At 67.8% G+C, this 18335-nt stretch carries 19 protein-coding genes; 11 read left to right on the top strand and 8 right to left on the bottom strand.

Translation table 11 applies throughout. The features are described 5' to 3' along the window. Positions 1 to 6: 6 nt before the first annotated feature. The 3 genes from ABZ824_RS14205 to ABZ824_RS14195 form a co-directional block, all read right to left on the bottom strand. Entirely contained in the window at positions 7 to 825 is an 819-nt protein-coding gene (locus ABZ824_RS14205; protein WP_356963598.1) for an MBL fold metallo-hydrolase, read from the bottom strand. Between the two features lie 169 nt (positions 826 to 994). Next, positions 995 to 1327, bottom strand: coding sequence for a hypothetical protein (locus ABZ824_RS14200; RefSeq protein WP_355076806.1), 333 nt, complete (start codon positions 1325 to 1327; stop codon positions 995 to 997). After that, a complete protein-coding gene (locus ABZ824_RS14195) occupies positions 1327 to 2523 on the bottom strand; it encodes a Rieske 2Fe-2S domain-containing protein (RefSeq protein WP_356963597.1) in 1197 nt (398 codons plus the stop codon). The genes ABZ824_RS14200 and ABZ824_RS14195 overlap by 1 nt, the downstream gene beginning before the upstream one ends. A 198-nt stretch (positions 2524 to 2721) precedes the next feature. Here ABZ824_RS14195 and hsaA point away from each other — a divergent pair, with 198 nt between their 5' ends. From hsaA to ABZ824_RS14165, 6 genes are all read left to right on the top strand, one after another. Further along, on the top strand, positions 2722 to 3885 hold the full coding sequence (hsaA, locus tag ABZ824_RS14190; protein WP_355076804.1) for a 3-hydroxy-9,10-secoandrosta-1,3,5(10)-triene-9,17-dione monooxygenase oxygenase subunit: 1164 nt from the start codon (positions 2722 to 2724) through the stop codon (positions 3883 to 3885). A gap of 10 nt (positions 3886 to 3895) precedes the next feature. Continuing rightward, on the top strand, positions 3896 to 4774 hold the full coding sequence (gene hsaD, locus ABZ824_RS14185; RefSeq protein WP_356963596.1) for a 4,5:9,10-diseco-3-hydroxy-5,9,17-trioxoandrosta-1(10),2-diene-4-oate hydrolase: 879 nt from the start codon (positions 3896 to 3898) through the stop codon (positions 4772 to 4774). Further along, the gene (hsaC, locus tag ABZ824_RS14180; protein ID WP_356963595.1) at positions 4774 to 5679 is read left to right on the top strand and encodes an iron-dependent extradiol dioxygenase HsaC; all 906 of its coding nucleotides are present in this window, start codon (positions 4774 to 4776) and stop codon (positions 5677 to 5679) included. Before hsaD ends, hsaC begins: the two co-directional genes overlap by 1 nt. 20 nt (positions 5680 to 5699) lie before the next feature. Next, a complete protein-coding gene (hsaB, locus tag ABZ824_RS14175; protein ID WP_356963594.1) occupies positions 5700 to 6272 on the top strand; it encodes a 3-hydroxy-9,10-secoandrosta-1,3,5(10)-triene-9,17-dione monooxygenase reductase subunit in 573 nt (190 codons plus the stop codon). A 61-nt stretch (positions 6273 to 6333) separates the two neighbouring features. Continuing rightward, entirely contained in the window at positions 6334 to 6609 is a 276-nt protein-coding gene (locus ABZ824_RS14170) for a type II toxin-antitoxin system prevent-host-death family antitoxin (RefSeq protein WP_356963593.1), read from the top strand. Next, positions 6606 to 7010 (top strand): type II toxin-antitoxin system VapC family toxin, encoded by a 405-nt coding sequence (locus ABZ824_RS14165; protein ID WP_356963592.1) that lies wholly within the window; start codon positions 6606 to 6608, stop codon positions 7008 to 7010. The genes ABZ824_RS14170 and ABZ824_RS14165 overlap by 4 nt, the downstream gene beginning before the upstream one ends. 63 nt (positions 7011 to 7073) lie before the next feature. Here the strand turns inward: ABZ824_RS14165 and ABZ824_RS14160 are convergent, their stop codons facing one another. Beyond that, positions 7074 to 7931, bottom strand: a complete 858-nt coding sequence (locus ABZ824_RS14160) for a 3-hydroxyacyl-CoA dehydrogenase (RefSeq protein ID WP_356963591.1) — start codon at positions 7929 to 7931, stop codon at positions 7074 to 7076. A 287-nt stretch (positions 7932 to 8218) separates the two neighbouring features. Here ABZ824_RS14160 and ABZ824_RS14155 point away from each other — a divergent pair, with 287 nt between their 5' ends. From ABZ824_RS14155 to ABZ824_RS14145, 3 genes are all read left to right on the top strand, one after another. Further along, on the top strand, positions 8219 to 8791 hold the full coding sequence (locus ABZ824_RS14155; RefSeq protein ID WP_356963590.1) for a YdeI/OmpD-associated family protein: 573 nt from the start codon (positions 8219 to 8221) through the stop codon (positions 8789 to 8791). A gap of 89 nt (positions 8792 to 8880) precedes the next feature. Beyond that, entirely contained in the window at positions 8881 to 9726 is an 846-nt protein-coding gene (locus ABZ824_RS14150) for an ATP-grasp domain-containing protein (protein WP_356963589.1), read from the top strand. 48 nt (positions 9727 to 9774) lie between these two features. Continuing rightward, positions 9775 to 10950 (top strand): lipase family protein, encoded by a 1176-nt coding sequence (locus tag ABZ824_RS14145; protein WP_356963588.1) that lies wholly within the window; start codon positions 9775 to 9777, stop codon positions 10948 to 10950. A 97-nt stretch (positions 10951 to 11047) separates the two neighbouring features. On the opposite strand, the gene dmpG is transcribed toward ABZ824_RS14145, so the two are convergent. From dmpG to ABZ824_RS14125, 4 genes are read right to left on the bottom strand one after another with little or no spacing between them, the layout of a single operon-like run. Continuing rightward, positions 11048 to 12085 carry a 4-hydroxy-2-oxovalerate aldolase gene (dmpG, locus tag ABZ824_RS14140; RefSeq protein ID WP_356963587.1) on the bottom strand — a complete coding sequence of 346 codons (1038 nt, stop codon included), beginning with the start codon at positions 12083 to 12085 and terminating at the stop codon, positions 11048 to 11050. A gap of 12 nt (positions 12086 to 12097) precedes the next feature. Beyond that, complete coding sequence (locus ABZ824_RS14135) at positions 12098 to 13006, bottom strand: acetaldehyde dehydrogenase (acetylating) (RefSeq protein ID WP_063022250.1); 909 nt, start codon at positions 13004 to 13006, stop codon at positions 12098 to 12100. Between the two features lie 10 nt (positions 13007 to 13016). Then, entirely contained in the window at positions 13017 to 13802 is a 786-nt protein-coding gene (locus ABZ824_RS14130; RefSeq protein WP_355076778.1) for a 2-keto-4-pentenoate hydratase, read from the bottom strand. 1 nt (position 13803) lies between these two features. Beyond that, positions 13804 to 15429: an FAD-binding protein gene (locus ABZ824_RS14125; protein WP_356963586.1), complete on the bottom strand. Its 1626-nt coding sequence runs from the start codon at positions 15427 to 15429 to the stop codon at positions 13804 to 13806. A gap of 105 nt (positions 15430 to 15534) precedes the next feature. On the opposite strand from ABZ824_RS14125, the gene kstD reads away from it, so the two are divergent. Both kstD and ABZ824_RS14115 read left to right on the top strand, forming a co-directional pair. Further along, complete coding sequence (gene kstD, locus ABZ824_RS14120) at positions 15535 to 17244, top strand: 3-oxosteroid 1-dehydrogenase (protein ID WP_356963585.1); 1710 nt, start codon at positions 15535 to 15537, stop codon at positions 17242 to 17244. A gap of 196 nt (positions 17245 to 17440) precedes the next feature. Continuing rightward, a complete protein-coding gene (locus tag ABZ824_RS14115) occupies positions 17441 to 18307 on the top strand; it encodes a MaoC/PaaZ C-terminal domain-containing protein (protein ID WP_356963584.1) in 867 nt (288 codons plus the stop codon). The last annotated feature ends 28 nt before the right edge of the window (positions 18308 to 18335 follow it).

Here is an 18335-nt window from a genome sequence, read left to right as displayed (position 1 = left end):
CCCGGCTCAGCGCACCGGCACGGCGGCGAATCGTTCGAGCTCGTGCGGATCGTGCGCGCAGAACATTCGCACCCGCTCGCCGTGGTCGGCGTGCAGCGTGCGCAGCCGTTCCAGGTTCTCCACCCGCTCTCGTCCGAGCGTGCTCGCGAACGCCTCGAACACGCCGAGGCCGACCGGGGGACGCGCCTTCCCCGCTGCCAGCTGCCGGTGGTGGAAATAGGCGTCGCCGCAGTGCAGCAACCATCCGTCGCTCTGCCGGACCGCGACGCCGCTGTGCCCGCGCGTGTGGCCGACCAGCGGGATCAGCATGATGTCCTCGAGCACCGGGACGGCGGTGAAGCCGAACCAGGTGTCCGCGCCGGTCTCGTGGGCCAGCCAGCGGGGGCCGTGTTCCCACTGGCGCGGCTGATACCGCATCTTCTCCCCGAGGGTGGGGCGCTGGGTCGCCGCGTCGAGTTCGTCGGCGAAGACGTGCACAGTGGCGTCGGGGAAGTCGGACAGCCCGCCCGCGTGATCGAGATCGAGATGGGTGAGCACGATGTGCCGGACGTCCTCGCGCCGATAGCCAAGCCCGCGGATCTGGTGCAGCGCGGTGAGTTCCGGGCGCAACCGGGGACGCAGCAACCGCGAGGTACCGAAACCGAGCCTGCCCCGGTCGAGCACGTCGGCCATGCCGAAGCCCGTGTCCACCAGCACCAGCCCGTCATCGGACTCGACGAGCAGGCAATGGCCGACCAACCCGCCGGTCAGCAGACCACCGCTGCCGAGCAGCGCTCGTCCGCCGACCGGGCACATGGTCGCGCAGTCCAGATGCCGCACCAGCATCGCGGAAACTCCCTCCTGCGGCGCCGAATCGGACTGATCCGTTTCGGCACGAAGGTCTCTTTTGTTCCCGTCAACGTAGTCGGAGCACGACTCGGCCGCGACAGCGCGGTCACCGCCGCGGTAATCGGCGGGCGAATCGATCGCCGCCCGCCGATCCCGAACGGCCTGATCACTCAGGAATTTCGAGCACGCCCTCGTCCACGGCCCAGGCGATGGTGCGCTCGAGATCCGGACACGAGTCCGGGCGACCCGGCCCGTGACCGGTCGCGCTCAGTGCGGCGAAAACAGGGCAGTGCTCGGCCGGGTTGCCGGTCCACTGCACCGACGTCTGGTGGTTGCTGCTCTTGCGCACCAGCACATGACTTTGGCAGGCCCGGCACCGCAGGGGTGTCAGGCCGTCCTCCAGATACCGCTGCTTGTCGACCACCGTCTGGGCGCGCACTTCGGCTCGCCGAGCGGGCTGATCGGCGAAATCGGGTGCCTTCGCCCAGGTGGCCGCCATCAGACGCTCGCCTCGGCTTCCTCGGACTCGCGCTTGCGCCGCAGGTTCTCGGCGACCTCGGCTTCCCACGCCTCGTTCGCTTTGGTGGTGTCCACCTCGAACTCGAAGCGCTGGGTCATCTTCTCGGTGACGTCGGCCAGGTCGACGTAGAACTGGTCGTACCAGCGACGCAGCTGGTATACCGGCCCGTCCTCCTCGCACAGCAGCGGGTTCTCGACCTTGGACTTGTGCTTCCAGATCTCGACGTCCTGCAGGAAGCCGACGCTGATGCCCTCGGTCATCTTCTCGGCCAGCTTGGTCGCCATCTCGCCCTCGACGCCCTTGGGCTTCTCCAGCGTGATGCCCCATTGCAGGACGAAGGAGTCCTGCGTGACCGGGTAGTGGCAGTTGATCAGGACGCTTTTGACCTCGTAACCGCTGTAGATGTTGATCAGCGGGTTGATCATGTACGAGGGCCCGAAGTACGAGGCCTCGGACTTCAGCAGCGTGTCACCGCCGTATTTGGAGGCCATGCCGATGTCCGGCCTGCCCTTGGTCTCCAGGAACTGGGTGGCGATGTGACCCTCGAAGACGTTCTTGAAGTACGTCGGGAAGGCGAAATGGATGTAGAAGAAGTGGGCCATGTCGACCACGTTGTCGATGATCTCGCGGCAGTTGGCGCCCTCGATCAGCATCGAATTCCAGGTCCAGTCGGTCCACCCGCTGTCGAGTTGCTCGCTGGGGTTGCCGTCGGCGTCGGTGTAGGGGCCCTTGATGTGCGGGATCGTGACCTCGGGCGGCGGCTGGCTGCCCTCGTGGTCGTGCCAGACGAACAGCTGGCCGTTGCGCTCCAGCGTGGTCCACTTCCTGGTGCGCGCCAGCGGCGGCACCCGCCGCGCGTACGGAATCGCGGTGCACTTGCCGTTGGTCCCCGACCAGCGCCAGTCGTGGAACGGACAGGCGATGTCGTCGCCCTTGACCTCACCCATGCTCAGGTCGCCGCCCATGTGCCTGCAGTAGGCGTCGAGCACCCGCAGTTCACCACTGCTGTCGGCCCAGACGACGAGCTTGGTGCCGAAAACGTTCACCGCGTGCGGCTTGCCGTCGCGGAACGTCTTGGCCAGACCCAGGCAATGCCATCCCCGCGCATAGCGGGTCGGTGCGGTGCCGACATCCAGCTCCCGGACCTTCGCGCCGCCCTGTGGGGTAACTGCCATCGCGTTTCCTCCTCCATCTGTACTAGAACACGTTACAAAACTGGCGTCCTCGACGCCAGCGATTCACCTCACTTCCTGCATGAGCGCATGTCCGCGCGGGGGTGAACACCGGTTCTCGACATAAATAGGAACGTGTTCTAGTCTCAGAGGCAAATGAGATTCCGGACATCAACCGACCAGGCAGGAGCAGGTCCCGAGATGACGCAAGAAGTGACCGAACGGGTCGAAGCGCTGTTGCCGACGTTGCGCGAACGCGCACAGGAGGCCGAGGACCTGCGGCGCATCCCCGACGAAAGCATGAAGGCGTTGCAGGAGACCGGCTTCTTCCGGTTGCTCCAGCCCAAGCAGTGGGGCGGTCACGCCGCCGATCCGGTGGTCTTCTACGACACCGTGCGCAAGATCGCCGGCGCGTGCGGCTCCACCGGCTGGGTGGCCGGCATTGTCGGCGTGCACAACTGGCACCTCGCGCTGTTCGCGCAGCAGGCGCAGGAGGACGTCTGGGGCGAGGACACCGAAGTTCGGATCTCCTCCTCCTACGCGCCCATGGGTGCGGGCACGGTCGTCGACGGCGGCTACCTCGTCAACGGCGCGTGGGCCTGGTCGTCCGGCTGCGATCACGCCACCTGGGCGGTGCTCGGCGGCCCGGTGATCAAGGACGGCAAGCCGGTGGACTTCGGCAGCTTCCTCATCCCGCGCGACGACTACCGCATAGACGACGTGTGGAACGTGGTCGGCCTGCGCGGCACCGGCTCCAACACCGTCGTGGTGAAGGACGTCTTCGTGCCCTCGCACCGGTTCCTCAGCTTCCGTGCCATGAGCGAACTGAAATCGCCCGGTCTGGAGCAGAATACCGATCCGGTCTACAAGATGCCTTGGGGCACAATCCATCCCACCACCATCTCCACCCCGATCGTCGGTATGGCCTACGGCGCCTACGCGGCGCACGTCGAGCACCAGGGCAAGCGGGTGCGCGCGGCCTACGCGGGCGAGAAGGCCAAGGAGGACCCGTTCGCCAAGGTGCGCATCGCGGAGGCCGCCAGCGACATCGACGCCGCGTGGCGGCAGCTGTCGGGCAACGTCGCCGACGAGTACGCACTGCTGGCGGCGGGCAAGGAGATCCCGTTCGACCTGCGCGTGCGGGCGCGGCGCGACCAGGTGCGCGCCACCGGCCGCTCGATCGCCGCGATCGACAAGCTGTTCGAGAGCTCCGGCGCCACCGCACTGGCCAACGGCACACCGCTGCAACGCTTCTGGCGTGACGCGCACGCGGGCCGGGTGCACGCGGCCAACGATCCCGAGCGCGCCTACCTGATGTACGGCACGCACGAGTTCGGCCTGCCCGTCACCGACGGCATGGTCTAGGAGGACGACCGTGACCTCTACCGCGGAACTCACCGCCGAATCGACCTCGCGCTACGCGCAGGCGCGGCCCGATCTGCGGCTGCACTACCACGAGGCGGGCGTCGGCAGCGGGCCGACGATCGTCCTGCTGCACGGCGGCGGCCCCGGCGCGTCCTCCTGGTCGAACTTCGCGCGCAACATCCCGGTGCTGGCCGAGCACTTCCACGTGATCGCGGTCGACCAGCCGGGCTACGGCCGCTCGGACAAACCCACCGAGCATCCGCAGTACTTCGTGCACAGCGCCTCGGCGCTGAAGGACCTGCTCGACCACTTGGAGATCACGTCCCGGGTGCACCTGCTGGGCAACTCGCTCGGCGGCGGCGCGGCGGTCCGGTTCGCACTGGACTACCCGGATCGGGCCGGGAAGCTGATCCTGATGGGGCCGGGCGGGCTGAGCACCAACCTGTTCACGCCCGACCCGACCGAGGGCGTGAAGCTGCTCTCCAAGTTCAATTTCGAGCCGACCAGGGAGAACCTGGAGGCGTTCCTGCGCATCATGGTCTTCGACCAGTCGCTCATCACCGAGGAGCTGATCGACGAGCGGTTCGCCTCGGCGAGCACGCCCGAGGCGCTGGCCGCGACCAGGGCGATGGGCAAGTCGTTCGCGAGCGCGGACTTCGAGAAGGGCATGCTCTGGCGCGACGCCTACAAACTGCGTCAGCCCGTGCTGCTGATCTGGGGCCGGGAGGACCGGGTCAATCCGCTCGACGGCGCGCTGGTGGCGACCAAGGTGATCCCGCGCGCGCAGCTGCACGTCTTCGGTGGCTGCGGGCACTGGGCACAGCTGGAGAAGTTCCACGAATTCAACCGGCTCGCGATCGATTTCCTCGCGGGCGTCAAGGAGAAGTGATGGGCATCCGCTCACTGGGATATCTGCGTATCGAGGCGACCGACATGGCCGCCTGGCGGGAGTACGGCCTGAAGGTCCTCGGCATGGTCGAGGGCAAGGGCACCGACCCCGAAGCGCTGTACTTGCGCATGGACGAGTTCCCGGCCCGGCTGGTGATCGTTCCCGGCGAGAAGGACCGGCTACAGGTCTCGGGCTGGGAGACCGCCAATGCCGAGGAGTTGCAGGACGTCCGCAACCGGCTCGACGCGGCGGGTGTGCCCTACAAGGAGGGCACGGCCACCGAACTGGCCGATCGCCGGGTGTACGAGCTGATCAAGTTCGACGACCCGTCCGGCAACACGCTCGAGGCTTTCCACGGCGCGGCGCTGGAGCATCGCCGGGTCGTCAGTCCATACGGGCACCGGTTCGTCACCGAGGAGCAGGGGCTCGGGCACGTGGTGCTCAGCACCAAGGACGACAAAGCGGCGCTGGAGTTCTACCGCGACGTGCTGGGCTTCCGGCTGCGCGACTCGATGCGGCTGCCACCGCAGATGGTCGGTCGCCCGGCCGACGGCGAGCCCGCCTGGCTGCGCTTCTTCGGCTGCAATCCGCGCCACCACTCGCTGGCGTTCCTGCCCATGCCGACGCCGAGCGGCATTGTGCATCTGATGCTCGAGGTGGAGAACGCCGACGACGTCGGCCTGACCCTGGACCGCGCGCTGCGCAAGAAGGTCAAGATGTCGGCGACGCTCGGACGGCACGTCAACGACAAGATGCTCTCCTTCTACATGAAGACGCCGGGCGGATTCGACGTCGAATTCGGCTGCGAGGGCTTGGAAGTGGACGACCACGACTGGATCGCGCGAGAATCGACCGCGGTGAGCCTGTGGGGCCACGACTTCACCGTCGGGCAACGGCAGCAGTGACCGAGAGGGCGAGCGAAGCGATGACCGCGGACGGATCCGAGATCGATCCACGGCAGTTCCGGAATGTGCTGGGGCAGTTCTGCACCGGCATCACCGTGATCACCACCTTCGACGACGACGGAGTGCCGATCGGCTTCGCGTGCCAGTCTTTCGCCGCCCTCTCCCTCGAACCGCCGCTGGTGCTGTTCTGCCCCACCAAGGCGTCCCGGTCCTGGGCGGCGATCGAGAAATCGGGGCGCTTCTGCGTGAACGTCCTCGCCGAACAGCAGCGCGAACTGTGCGCCCGCTTCGGCTCCCGCGAACCCGACAAGTTCGCCGGCGCCGCCTGGCACACGTCCGACCTGGAACTCCCGGTGCTGGACGAAGCGCTGGCCACCATCGAGTGCAAGGTGGACAACGTCATCGACGGCGGCGACCACTACATCGTGATCGGGCGAGTCCAGACCCTCTCCGAAACCACCACCACCGGCCGCCCCCTGCTGTTCTACCGGGGCCAGTACACCGCGATCGAACCGGAGAAGACCACCCCAGCCCCGTGGCGCGCGGACCTGGAGCACTTCCTCACGACGACGACGCTGGATACCTGGTTGTAGCAGGGCGCGGCTCGGTGTAGCACTTGTAGCCCAGCACGCTACGCCGGGCTACAATCATTCCATGAAGGTGATCACGCAACGCGAGTTCCGCAACAACTCAGCGGCAGTAATGGATGCCGTCGAGGCCGGGGAGACTTTCCGCGTGACCCGCAATGGGGTCGAGGTCGCCGAAGTACGGCCGGTCGGCCGAAAGCGCGGCCGAACGGCGGAGGAACTAGTGGAGCGGCATCGCAAACTCCCGCGTGTCGACTACACCCGCATGCGGCAAGAGGCCGACGAATTCTTCGGAACGGAAGATCGGGTCGGCGACGACGATGCTTGGGGATCGCGTTCATGATCGAGCGACACGCATCGGGCGTTTTGGACACCTGCACCTACATAGACCTGTACGTGCTCGATCCAGGAGCTTTGCCGGAGTTGCCTGAGATCACCGCGATCACGCTGGCCGAATTGCACCAAGGCGTTGCCATGGCGAAAGACGCTGCTACCCGAGCCGCACGATCCGAGCAACTCGGCGCCGCCATAGTGGATTTCGATCCGTTGCCCTTCGACGAGAACGCCGCGACACGCTACGGCACCCTGGTAGCGCTCACCCTGGCAGCGAAACGCGATCCGCGGCCCCGCCGAATGGATTTGCTCATAGCAGCGATTGCGTCAGCACGTGGGTTACCGCTGTACACCCGCAACAGCGCAGATTTCCGCGGGCTGGAAAGCATGCTCGAGATCGTCGCGGTCTAGCGCATCGAGTGCTCGATCGGCTGTGTGGCCTACCGAACTGGGTGACGCAGTCGCCCTCGCCGGTCAGTACTTGTAGAAGCCCTCGCCGGTGGCGATGCCGAGCTTGCCCTTGTCGATGTAGTTCTCCTTCAACCACTGGGCCAGCCGTTGGGAGTCCTCGTCCTCGTTGTTGACGAGGATGTTGTAAGGCGTGGTCAGCCCGATGATGTCGAGAATGCGGAACGGCCCGGCCGGTGCGCCGGTGCCGATCTGCCAGGTCTTGTCCACCGCTTCGGGATCGGCGTAGCCGCCAGCCGCCAGGCTCATGCCCGCGTTGAGCAACGGCACCAGCAGCGAGTTCAGGACGTAACCGGCCTTCTCCTTGTGGATTTCGATCGGCACCATGCCGATCTTCGAGGCGAAGTCGACCACGGCCTGGTACACGTTCGGGTCGGTGTCGGCGGTGCCCATGATCTCGGCGGTGTTGAAGTGCCACACCTGATTCGCGAAGTGCAGCGCGAGGAATCGGTCCGGGCGGCCGGTGAAGTCTTTGATGGCGCTGGGCAGCAGGGTGGAGGAGTTGGTGGCGAAGATGGTGCGCTCCGGTGCGACCTGGCCGAGCTTCTCGTACGTCTGCTGCTTGATGGTCAGCACCTCGGGAATGGCCTCGATGACCAGATCCGCGTCCTGCGCCGCTCGAGCCAGATCGGAAGTCAGCGCGATGCCCGCCGCCGTCTGCTCCGCCTTACCGTCCCCGCCGCCGGGTACCTGCTCACGGTAGACCGCCACCAGCTTGTCGAGTCGCTCCCTGGCCGCGGCCAGCGCCTTGTCGTCGATGTCGTATGCCGTCACCTCGAAACCGTGGAAGGCCGTCTGGAAGGCGATCTGCGAACCGAGCACTCCGGTGCCGAGGACGGTCACCTTGCGAATGTCGATGGTCATTCGTTTCTCCTCTCGACTGTTGCGAAGAAGCCCGCGACGATCCGGTCCGGTATCCGACGTCGTGCTCTCACAAGTGACCGTACAGTCCTTCCACTCCAGCCACCCCGACCCAGGCTTCACGGCCCGTCTGACGTCCGCGGTAGATGGCGGCTCGCGAGTGGCACATGAGCGCGGCGAAACGCGAGAGCGCCACACGCTCATGTGCCACTCGTGAAGTGCTCAATTGGTGAGCACTTTGGGGCGGAGGATGAGGTGCGCAGGCAGCACCGCGTTTTTTGGAGAGCATCATGGGTCAGTTCGATGGGACAGGAATCCTCACTTGTGCCGACGGCGCGCAGTGGGAGGAGTGGCTGGCGGCCAATCATCACGGGGCCGCCGACGTCTGGCTGAAGATCGCCAAGAAGGGGGCAGCGGACCGGACGATCAGCAACGGGGAGGCGCTCGACGGCGCGCTCTGCTTCGGCTGGATCGACAGTCACCGCCGCGGCCTCGACACCGAGCACTACCTGCAGCGATACTCGCCGCGCCGTCCGAGGAGTCGGTGGTCGCAGATCAATGTCGCCAAAGCCGAAGCTCTCGTCGCCGCAGGTCGCATGCGGGCAGCCGGTTTCGCGGCCATCGCCGCCGCGCAGGCCGATGGGCGCTGGGCGGCCGCCTATGAATCCCAGCGGACCGCCACCTGTCCGGCCGACTTGCTCGAAGCGCTCAGCGCGAATCCACGCGCACGGAAGAGATTCGAACTGCTCGACCGCACCGCGCAGTATGCGCACTTCCTGCGGCTGATGAAGACACGGAGTTCCGCCGAGCGGGCTGGGCAGCTGCGGCGCATGCTCGATGAGTTGAATCAGCCAGCGGCGTAGTCCAAGTCGACTACGGCATCGATGATCACCGATAGCGGCGAGGCGAAAATCGGTTGGGAATCGTGTGTGCCGACGCGAGGATATGTGTTGTGCTGCTTCTTGTTCCGGCCGATGTACTTCGCCCCCAACGCGTCGACGAGCATTTCGCCCCGGAGGCGGACGCGGCTCGTGCCGCCGGATGGGAAGTCGCCGTGGTCGATCACGACGCGCTGACCCGCGCCGACGGCGCCGAGGAGGCCGTTCGACGCGTCCGTTCCAGCGGGGTGGCTGTCTACCGCGGCTGGATGTTGCGCAGTGCTGAGTACGCCGCGTTCGAACGGAGCTTGCGGCAGCGGGGCGTCACGCTGCGCACGAGCGCCGAACAATACCGGCGGGCGCACGAGCTGCCGGGGTGGTATTCCGCACTCGCCGAGATGACGCCTCGATCGGTATGGACCAGCGGGGGCGATCGCGCCGCGTTCGATCACGCGCGTCGGGAGCTGGGAACCGGCCCCGTCGTCCTGCGCGACTACACCAAGTCGATGAAGCACTACTGGCACGAAGCGGCGTTCATCCCGGATGTGGCGGACCCGGACGCCGCCTGGCGCGTGGCGCGCAGATTCGCCGAACTTCGCGGCGACGACCTGACCGGCGGATTCGTTCTGCGCCGCTTCGAACATTTCAGATCGGCCGAAGTGCGCACCTGGTGGGCGGACGGCAAGTGCCGGTTGATCGGCCCACACCCGGACACCCCGGACGCGATGCCCGACGCCGACTTCGATCCGGCCACCGTCGAGGACCGCATCGCCGCCCTCGGCCTCCCCTTCGTCACCGCCGACTTCGCACTGCGCGACGACGGAGGCTGGCGCTTGGTCGAACTCGGTGACGGCCAGGTCAGCGACCGTCCCCGGACCATTCCGGCCGAGGAGCTGATCACCGTTCTGGGTGACCGATGACTTTATGATGCAGCAGAGCAATTCGGGTTTGGTCGACGAAGGAAGCCGATGTTCGCCAACTGGTTCCGTCCTGCCGCCGCCATCCCGAAGCCTCGGCGCGCGATGGCGGTAGCGCTCTGCTCGCTCGCCGTGCTGTGCACCGGCGCGGCGGGAACGATCGCGCACGCCGACGAGACCGCCTGGCCGACAGCGGAACCGGGCTCGGTGGTCAGCTCGCACGGGTTCCCGGGCGGATGGGGTGGCATCGAGTCCGCCCGTTTCGTCGAGTACATCACCGAGGGCCCGACCGGCGCGCCGACCACGGCGACCGGCGTGCTCGCGACACCTGACGGAACACCGCCCGCCGGCGGCTGGCCGATCGTCGCCTGGGAGCACGGGACCAGCGGACTCGGCGCGTCGTGCGGGATCAGCGCGAATCCGCGATACGACGCGCCCATCGTCCAGCGGCTGCTGGACCAGGGGTACGCGGTCGTCGCGCCGGACTATGTCGGCCTCGGCGCCGGCGCGGCGACCACGCATCCCTATCTCCAGTCGCGCACCGAGGCCACGGCGACCGTCGACCTCGTCCGCGCCGCCCGCCACATCGATGCCGCGCTCGCGCCCAGGTGGGCGGTAACGGGTGTGTCCCAGGGCGGGCACGCCGCGCTCAACACGGGTGGCATCGCCGACATCTACGCTCCCGAACTCGAATTCCGTGGCACCGCGGCGCTCGCGCCACCGTCGAACATCGAAGGAGTTCTCGCACTCGCCGGACCGTATGTGCCGGAGGTCCCCGGCTTCGAAGGCTCCACCGCTCTATTCGCCGCCATGCTGAACGGGATGCGACTCGCCGCACCCGAAACGGTGGCTGCCGCACTGACACCCGCGGGTGCGGACGCGCTGGCTCGGATCGACCGGCGGTGCCAACGGGAGTGGCAATCGGCAGTTCGCGGCACAACGATCGGATCGATGCTCCAGCGACCTGTGGCGGGCAGCCCTTTGGCCGACGCCCTCACCGGCTACCTGAGGGTACCGACCTCGGGGTATCGCGGCCCGCTGTTCATCGCGCACGGCACCGCCGACAACGTCGTCCCCATCGCGCTCACCCGGTTGTTACTCACCCAATACACGCTCGCCGGAACGAAATACGAATTCCGCAGCTACGACACCGATCACGAAGGAATCGCCGCCGCCGCTTGGCCGGACGTGCTCTCCTTCGTCGCCGCAGTTCTCGGCCCCGCGTAGTCGACCCACTCGACCGCCGTCGACCGGCAGAGCCTTACTCGAGCGCAGACGAACGGGGTCGCGAACCTCCGTCCGCGACCCCGCTGCGTTCGCCCGGTCAGGCGGAGACGGTCGCCTTCTCCCGCTGCAATTCCAGCGCGATGTCGATCAGCTGATCCTCCTGGCCGCCGACCAGTTTGCGCTTGCCCGCGCGCACGAGCATCTCGGCGGCGGAGACGCCGTACCGCTCGGCTTGCCGTTCGGCGTGCTTGAGGAAGCTGGAGTAGACGCCGGCGTAGCCCATCATCAGGGCCTGGCGATCTAGCAGGCATTCCTGGGGCATGGCGGGGCGGACGACGTCTTCGGCGGCGTCGGCGATGGCGAAGAAGTCGATGCCCGTCTTCACGCCCAGCTTGTCGCACACGCCGACCAGCGCCTCGACCGGGGTGTTTCCCGCGCCCGCGCCGAAACGCCGTGCGCTGCCGTCGATCTGCTTGGCGCCCGCGCGGATGGCGTAGATCGAGTTGGCGACGGCCAGGTCGAGGTTCTCGTGACCGTGGAAGCCGACCTGCGCGTCGTCGCCGAGTTCGGCCACCAGCGCCGCGACGCGGTCGGAAACCTGCTCGAGCACCAGCGCACCGGCCGAGTCGACGATGTAGACGCACTGGCAGCCGGCGTCGGCCATGATGCGCGCCTGCTTGGCGAGCACCTCCGGCGGCTGGGTGTGCGACATCATCAGGAACCCGACCGTCTCCAGTCCGAGTTCCCGCGCCAGACCGAAGTGCTGGATCGACACGTCGGCTTCGGTGCAGTGCGTGGCGATCCGGCAGATGGACGCGCCGTTGTCCTGGGAGATCTTGATGTCTTCCTTCACCCCGACGCCGGGCAGCATCAGCACGGCGATCTTCGCCTGCTTCGCCGTCTCGGCGGCGATGGTGACCAGTTCCTGCTCCGGCGTCTTGGAGAAGCCGTAGTTGAACGACGAACCGCCGAGACCGTCGCCGTGGGTCACCTCGATCACCGGCACGCCCGCGCCGTCCAGCGCGGCCACGATGTCGCGGACCTCGGCGGCGGTGAACTGGTGGCGCTTGTGGTGGGATCCGTCGCGCAGCGAGGTGTCGGTGACGCGGATGTCGAGTTCTGCTGAGTAGGCCATGTCGAAAGCTCCTTACACCCGGGCCGTGACGATCTGCTCGGCGATGACCTCGCCGACCTGCGTAGCGGCGGCGGTCATGATGTCGAGGTTGCCCGCGTACGGGGGCAGGAAGTCGCCCGCGCCCTCCACCTCGACGAACACCGACACCTTGGCCATGCCGCCGGAGACCACCGAGGGCTCGTCGAACTGCGGCTCGTTGAGCAGCCGGTAGCCGGGCACGTACTGCTGGATGTCGGCGACCATCCGGTGGATCGAGTCGGCGATCGCGTCGGTGTCGGCGTCGTCGGGGATGGCGCAGAAGATGGTGTCGCGCATGATCATCGGCGGCTCGGCCGGATTCAGGATGATGATGGCCTTGCCGCGCTGCGCCCCGCCGATGGTCTCGACGCCGCGACTGGTGGTCTTGGTGAACTCGTCGATGTTCGCGCGGGTGCCGGGGCCCGCGGAGACCGACGACACAGACGCGACGATCTCCGCGTACGGCACCGGGACGACCCGCGACACCGCGGCGACGATCGGGATCGTCGCCTGGCCGCCGCAGGTGATCATGTTGACGTTCGGCGCGTCGATATTCGCGCCCAGGTTCACCGGCGGCACGACGGCGGGGCCGACGGCGGCGGGGGTGAGGTCGACGGCGCGGATGCCCGCTTCGGCGTAGCGCGGCGCGGCGGCGCGGTGCACGTACGCCGAGGTCGCCTCGAAGATCAGGTCGGGCAGTTCGGATTGTCCGAGCAGCCAGTCCACGCCTTCGTGCGAGGTCTCCAGCCCGAGCCCGCGCGCCCGCTTCAGCCCCTCGCTGTCCGGGTCGATCCCGATCATCCAGCGCGGCTGGATCTTCTGCGAGCGCAGCAGTTTGTAGAGCAGATCGGTGCTGATGTTGCCGGACCCGACGATCGCGGCGGTGACGGTCCCGTTGGACACGACAGCCTCCCTAGGTGAATTGCAAACGGACAGAGCCGAGTCCGGCGAACTCGGCGTGGAAGTCATCGCCCGGACGGGCGTCGATGGCGCGGGTGCACGAGCCGGGCAGCACGATGTCACCTGCCTTCAACCGGACACCGAAGCTCGCGACCTTGCGCGCCAGCCAGGCCACCGCGATCACCGGATCACCCAGGACCGCGTCGCTGCGGCCCTCGGCGACCACCTCGCCGTTGCGGGTGAGCACCGCGTCGATGGCCTTGATGTCGATGTCCTTCGGCGCGACACGCTGCGCGCCGAGCACGAAGCCCGCCGAAGACGCGTTGTCGGAGATGGTGTCGGCCAGGCCGATGTTCCAGTCCTTGATCCGCGAGTCGATCAACTCGATCGCGGGCGCGAAGGCGACCGTGGCGGCGAGCACGTCCTCTTCGGTGCACTCCGCGCCGGGCAGGTCGGCGCCGAGCACGAACCCGACCTCCACCTCGACCCGGGGGAACAGATACCGGCCCGCTTCCACCGGAACATCCTCGTAGACTTCCATTTCCGCGAGCAGATGCCCGTAGTCGGGCTCGTCCACGCCCATCATCTGCTGCATGGCCTTCGAGGACAGGCCCACCTTGTGCCCGACCACGCGCGCGCCCGCGTCGAGCCTGCGGCGGATGTTGATCAGCTGGATCTCGTAGGCGTCGACCACGTCGATGTCGGGGTGGCGGGCGATCAGCGGATCGATCGCCACCCGGTCGCGCTCGGCGCGCTCGAGTTCGTCGGCCAGTTCGGTTCGTACCGCGTCGGACAGCACGCTAATTTCCTTCCACTGTTGCGTTTTCCAGCGCCGAGACCTGCTCGCCCGCGGCCGACCGCCCCGCCCTGCGGCCGGAGAAGACGCAGTCGGCCAGCGACAGCCCGCTGACGTAGGACTTGGAGCAGACGCCGACCGCGGTGCGCCCGGCCGCGAAGAGCCCCGGGATGTCGGCGCCCTCGTTCGTCTTGACCGCGCCGGTGCGCTCGTCCACGACGACGCCGCCGAGGGTGAGCATGGGGCACGGGTTGGTCAGGCTCGGTTTGATGCCCACATCCAACAACCAGAAGGGGCCGGTACGGACCGGTTCGGTGAACTCGGCGGGTTTCCCGACCGGATCGGGGGCGCCGGTCTCGATCGCGGTGTTGTGCGCGTCGACCGTCGCGCGCAGCCCGGCCGGGTCGATGCCCGCCTTCGCCGCGGCTTCCTCCAGCGTGGCGCCGCGAATCGCGGTGCGACGCATGGTCTCGAACTGCCCGCGCTGGAACCAGGCTCCTTGCTTGCCGATCTGCCCGATCGCGGTGCGCATGAGTGGGTTGTCGGCCAGCAGCCACCCCTTGCCGCCGTGCTCGGTGATCAGCTTGTTGCCGACCGCGGCGCCGTAGCGCGTCTCATCGATCACCCGCCTGCCATCGGCGTCCACCAGCAGCGCCGCGGTGAACGCGCTGGGCGGGAGCAGGAATCGCCACGCGGAGACGTTGTCCATGTGATCCACGGCCGCGCCGACCTGCTCGGCCATCAGGATGCCGCTGCCGTCGTCGGCGGTGGTGCCGAGGGCGAGACCGCCGTGGAAGGCGGGCGCGTACTGCCGCACCAACTCGCGATTGGCGATGAACCCGCCCGCGCTGAGCACCACTGCGCGCCGCGCGAGGACCCGGATCGTGCTGCCGTACCGGCGTTCCAGCAGGTCCAGCCGCTGTTCCAGGGTCCGTCGCAGCGGCGGGTAGTAGATGCCGGGCTTTGCCGCGACCTTCGCCATGCGGGTGTAGCGGTCGCGGACCCGGCCGGGCGCGTCGCGCAGGGTGCGGCACTCGACGCCGATCACCGCGCCCGCGCCGTCGGTGATCAGTCGGGTCACCCGGGTGAGGGTCTCCACGCGCACGCCCGCCCTGGACGCGGCGGCGGCGAGCGGGCCGGTGAGCTTCTTTCCCGAAGTGCCCCTTCCCTTCACCCGGTGTCCGCGCTGGGCGGGCGGGATGTCGCGGAACGCGCCGGAGATCTCGCTGCCGGAGTAGTACAGGTAGTAGCGGTCGTTGGGGTAGGAAGTCTTGTACGGGCACAGCGAGGCTTCGAACGGAACGCCGTGCGCCTTCAGCCACTCGATCAGTTCCGGGCTCTCGTCGACGAACCGGCGCAACGTCTCGGGGGCGACCGCGTCGCCGACCTCGCGCTCGAGGTAGGCGTACATGGCCTCCGGGGTGTCCTCCACCCCGGCCTCCCGTTGCACGGAGGTGCCGCCGCCCGCGTAGATGATGCCGCCCGACAGCGCCGACGTCCCGCCTCCGGCGAAGCGTTCGAGCACGAGCACCTGCGCGCCCGCCTCGGTCGCTTCCAGCGCAGCCGCCGCCCCCGCGGCGCCGTATCCGACCACGACAACGTCGGTGGCCAGGTCCCATTCGAGGCCCATGTTCTTAACTCCGGTCTGAAACTGAAACAAGTTTCCTCGACAAACGGAACGTCGAGCAAGTCTTCTGCCACACAACATAGACCAATGGCGCGTCCATTCTATAACGTGTTCTACATGACTGATCGGGAATACGACGTGGTGGTGGTCGGCAGCGGCGCCGCCGGCATGACCGCCGCCCTCACCGCGGCCCACAACGGCCTGAGCGTGGTGGTCATCGAGAAGGCCGCGCACTACGGCGGGTCGACCGCGCGCTCCGGCGGCGGCGTGTGGATCCCGGGCAACAAGGCGCTGCGCGCGTCCGGTCGGCCCGACGACCGCGAGGACGCACGGACCTACCTGCACAGCATCATCGGCGACGTCGTCCCCTCCGAACGGGTCGACACCTTCATCGATCGCGGGGCCGAAGCGCTGGACTTCGTGCTCGATCACTCGCCCCTGAAGATGACGTGGGTGCCCGGCTACTCCGACTACCATCCCGAAGCGCCGGGCGGGCGGCCCGAGGGGCGCTCGTGCGAGCCCAAGCCGTTCGACACGAAGATCCTCGGCGACGAGCGGTTCAACCTGGAGCCGCCGTACGCGAAGGCTCCACTGAACGTGGTGGTCATGCAGGCCGACTTCGTCCGGCTCAATCTGATTCGGCGGCATCCGAAGGGCATGCTCCGGGCGATGCGCGTCGGCGCGCGCACCTACTGGGCCAAGTTCACCCGCAAACACATCGTCGGCATGGGGCAGGCCATCATCGCGGGCATGCGCAAGGGGCTCATGGACGCGAACGTGCCGCTGTTGCTGAACACCCCGATGACCGACCTTGTGGTGACGAACGGCGTCGTCACCGGCGTCAACGCGCTGCACGACGGCGAGCCGGTCACCTTCACCGCCCGCTACGGCGTCGTCCTCGGCAGCGGCGGTTTCGAGCACAACGCGGAAATGCGCACCAAATACCAGCGCCAGCCCATCACCACCGAGTGGACCACCGGCGCGGCCGCCAATACCGGCGACGGCATCCAAGCGGGCATGGCGGCGGGCGCGGCCATCGGTTTCATGGAGGACGCCTGGTGGGGGCCGACCATCTTCAAGGGCGGCAAACCGTGGTTCGCGCTGGCCGAACGGAACCTGCCCGGCAGCATCATGGTGAACGCCGACGGCAAGCGATTCGGAAATGAGTCCGCTCCTTACGTCGAGGCGGTGCACACCATGTACGGCGGCGAGTACGGGCAGGGCGAGGGGCCGGGCGAGAACATCCCCGCGTGGCTGGTCTTCGACCAGCGCTACCGGAACCGCTACATCTTCGCCGGGCTACAGCCCGGTCAGCGTTTTCCGTCCCGGTGGATGGAAAACGACTACATCGTCAAGGCCGACAGCATCGAGGAATTGGCAGGCAAGATCGACGTGCCCGCCGACGAGTTGGCCGCGACCGTCACCCGCTTCAACGGCTTCGCCGAGACCGGGAAGGACGAGGACTTCGGCCGCGGCGACAGCCATTACGACCGGTACTACGGCGATCCGACCGTGCGGCCCAACCCGTGCCTGGCCGCGCTGGTGGAAGGCCCGTACTACGCCGCCAAGATCGTGCCGGGCGATCTGGGCACCAAGGGCGGACTGGTGGCCGACACCGCCGGGCGGGTGCTGCGCGAGGACGGCAGCGTCATCGAGGGGCTGTACGCCTCCGGCAACTGCTCCACACCGGTGATGGGCCACACCTATGCCGGGCCCGGCGCCACCATCGGCCCCGCGATCGCCTTCGGCTACCTCGCGGTGCTGGACATCGTCAAGCGCAAGAAGGAGCAGCCCGCAGTCGCCGCGGCAGAGGCCTGACGGTCGCCCTCGGCCACAACTGGGGCGCCGAGCACGAGTCATACCGCGACTCGCCCATCCCACCGACCGGACGGCGCATTGGCGAGCCGCCGTCGCGCTGAGCAGGATCGAACCGACGGCGCAGCTATTTCCGGCGCGGCCTCGGGCGCGGCGCGGTAGATCCGGATCGATCCACATTCATGCACAAGGAGAACTGATGCCCATCGACCCGAAGATCGCGCTCGGCGCGGAGCTGCCGAGCCGGGAGTTCGCCTGGACCCCGTCGGACGTGCAGCTCTACCAACTGGGCCTCGGCGCCGGCACGCGCTGGACCGAGCCTGCCGAGTTGCGCTACCTCGACGATCGGGAACCCCAGGTACTGCCGACCTTCGCCACCGTCGCGGCCACCGTGCACGAGACCGAGCCGCCCAGGGTGAGCTTCCCCGGCGTCGAGATCGATCTGGCGAAGGTGGTGCACGGTCATCAGGAGGTCGAGGTGCACCGGCCGATCCCGGCCGCGGGCAAGGCGACCAAGGTCAGCCGGATCGCCGAGATCTGGGACAAGGGCTCGGCCGCGGTCATCGTGCAGGAGCACACCGTCACCGGCTCCGACGGAGCGCCGCTGTGGACCGAGCGCTCCTCGATCTTCGCCAAGGGCGAGGGCGGCTTCGGCGGCGAGCGCGGACCGAGCACCAAGACCGAACTGCCCGATCGCGCCCCGGATTTCGACGTCACCACCCCGACGCTGCCGCAGCAGGCGCTGCTCTATCGGATGTCCGGCGACCGCAACCCGCTGCACTCCGACCCCGAATTCGCCCGCGCCGCCGGATTTCCCGCACCCATCCTGCACGGGTTGTGCACCTACGGCATCGTCTGCAAGACCGCGACCGACATCGTGCTCGACTCCGACACGAGCCGCGTCACCGGTTTCCGCGCCCGGTTCGCCGGGGTGCTCTACCCGGGCGAGACGATCCGCACCCGGATCTGGCGCGAGGACGACGAACTGACCATCGCCGCCACCGTGGTCGAACGCGACGACGCAGCGGTCCTCGGCGACGTCAAGCTGCGATTCCGCTCCGCCTGAGGAATCACTACACAGCTTCATTCGAGCG

The organism is Nocardia sp. NPDC047038 (genome assembly GCF_040644075.1).
Taxonomy (GTDB): domain Bacteria; phylum Actinomycetota; class Actinomycetes; order Mycobacteriales; family Mycobacteriaceae; genus Nocardia; species Nocardia sichangensis.
This window is presented reverse-complemented; position numbering and strand designations above follow the sequence as displayed.